Source organism: Mesorhizobium sp. M1E.F.Ca.ET.063.01.1.1, assembly GCF_003998155.1.
Lineage (GTDB): Bacteria > Pseudomonadota > Alphaproteobacteria > Rhizobiales > Rhizobiaceae > Mesorhizobium.
Genome location: NZ_RZSC01000909.1, coordinates 1 through 2,113 on the forward strand (window position 1 = coordinate 1; position 2,113 = coordinate 2,113).

General features: G+C 67.3%; 3 protein-coding genes. All 3 read right to left on the reverse strand.

What is annotated here, in order from left to right; genetic code table 11:
- Nucleotides 1-284: glycosyltransferase (locus EOA29_RS34120; RefSeq protein WP_145969978.1), on the reverse strand; the 284-nt coding region annotated here is incomplete at its 3' end.
- Nucleotides 285-438: 154 nt separating this feature from the next.
- Entirely contained in the window at nucleotides 439-1,653 is a 1,215-nt protein-coding gene (locus EOA29_RS34125; protein ID WP_127222240.1) for an MFS transporter, read from the reverse strand.
- A 290-nt stretch (nucleotides 1,654-1,943) separates the two neighbouring features.
- The coding region (locus EOA29_RS34130) for an SDR family oxidoreductase (RefSeq protein WP_127222241.1) at nucleotides 1,944-2,113 on the reverse strand (170 nt) is incomplete at its 5' end.

Below are 2,113 nucleotides of genomic sequence, written 5' to 3' on the forward strand. Positions count from 1 at the left end.
TGGAAGTGGATGACGTCGAACTCGCCGGCCCGCTCGCGCACGTCAGCAAGCATCGCGAGATGGGCCGCGATCTCCGATTTCTTCGGCCGCGGGTCGAGCCTGATCGCCTGGTCGCGGCCGGGCACCAACCGCGCCGAGGTCTCGCTGTCGCCGCTGGCGAACAGCGTCACATCGTGCCCCAATTCCACCAGCGCTTCGGTGAGATAAGAGACGATGCGCTCGGTGCCGCCGTAAAATCTCGGGGGGACGGACTCATAGAGCGGCGCGACATGGGCAATGCGCATGGATTCCCTCAAACTGTTGATGGGAACCAAAATGCGTCAGCCGCGAGATCGTTCCTCCCAATCGGCAGGAACCGGAGAAAGCGCCCGGCGGGGGTGAGCGCGTGGCTGGACGGAGCTTTCCGGCCACGCCCAGGATTCGACGGCCAGCCGGAACCTACCGCCGGCCGCCGGCAAGCTTGAGCGCCGACCGATCGGCCCGCAGCGCCAGCATTGCGGCGGCGCCGATGGCCGGACCAGGCACCAGCAACAGGAACGCCCAGCGCCAGCCGCCGATGGCCTCGCCGAACAGCGGCACCATCCAGATGGCGGCGATGGTGATGGCAAAGCCGATACCCATCTGGAAGGCCAGCGCCGATCCGACGAGATGCGGCTCGGCAAGTTCCGTCACGGCGGCCGAGAATTGCGCGGAGTCGGCAACGACCGAGACGCCCCAGACCAGGGCGACGGCGACGAACAGCCAGGACGGACCGTCGAAGAAGACGCCGATCAGCAGTGCGCACGCGCCGGATAGCGCCATCGACAGCGCCGTTGTGTTGCAGCGGCCGACACGATCGGCCAGCAGGCCGCCGCCGGCGGCGCCGAGCGCGCCCACTGCGATCACCGCGAAGGTGAGCAGCGAAACATTTCCGGAAAAGATCGGGTTGCCGGCAGCAAGCGCGGCTCCCGCATAAGCCAGGAACCAGCCCCACATGGCGTAGAGCTCCCACATGTGGCCGAAATAGCCGAGATTGGCGAGCATGACCGGGCGGTCGCGGATAATCGCCCCGACCTGGCGTGGGTCGACGACCGATCGCGCAAATGGAAACGGGCCTTCATGCAGGGCGCGTCCGAAGATTGCCGCGGAGACGAACGCGCACAACGAGCTGGCGCTCACGACGACGCGCCAGTCGACCCCGGCGCCGATGGCCCGCACCAAATGCGGCAGCGCCGAGCCGAGCGTCAGCGCCGCGATCAGCAGGCCGAGCGCCAGGCCGCGCTCCTTGCGAAACCAGGTCGCCATCAGCTTTATCGCCGGCGGATAGACACCCGCCAGCGCAATGCCGGTGACGAACCGGGCGAGGCCCGCAACGACAGCGCCGGGCTCGATCAGCAGGACCAGGTTCGCCGCCCCTGCCAGCGCCGCCGCGCCCGCCATCATGCGATTGAGCCGCCAACGGTCCGGCAGCCCAAGGATCGACGAGGTCAGCGCTCCGATGACGAAGCCCGCCTGCACGCCGTTGGTCAGCCAGGCCGCTGCGGCGGCGCCAAGCTGCCAGCGCGTCTCGAGTTCGGGAATCACCGCCGTTGCCGAAAACCAGGTGGTGAGCGAAAGAACCACGGCCAGGCAAGCCAGCGCGAGGAACGACCAGCGCCTCGCCTCGCCCGACATCCTCACAGCCCCTGAAGCGGTGTTGTGCAGGTGATCGGCGCCTCGGTCAGTTTGCAGATCGACTTTTCCGCATCCATCTCGGCTACCCCCCAACGCAGCTATGACGGCCAACACCCGCTGCCCTCATGAACTCCCATTCTACACTGAGAAACATCGTGCCGGTCCAGGCAATTCCTCGGCGAAGGCGGCTTCCGAAATGCCGGTAGCCCACCTCCAGGACTTGCTTGCCGAAGGCCCCCTTCGCCGAGAGCACGGCGACGGCTGCCGCGGCCTGAAGCCTCACCCCCGCTTCAGCTCATCCAGTTGCCGCCGTCCACATTAAGGGTTTGCGCGACGACATAATCGGCGTCGCTCGAGGCCAGGAAAATGGCCGCGCCCCGATAATCGTCCGGATCGCCCATGCGCCCTGCCGGCACCGCCAGCCCGACCTGCCGCTTCTTCTCGCCGATCGGCGAGAAGA

Bases quoted from the DNA above. Each gene is read 5' to 3' on its own strand.
- EOA29_RS34125 (WP_127222240.1), bottom strand. From the start codon at position 1,653: ATGTCGGGCGAGGCGAGGCGCTGGTCGTTCCTCGCGCTGGCTTGCCTG.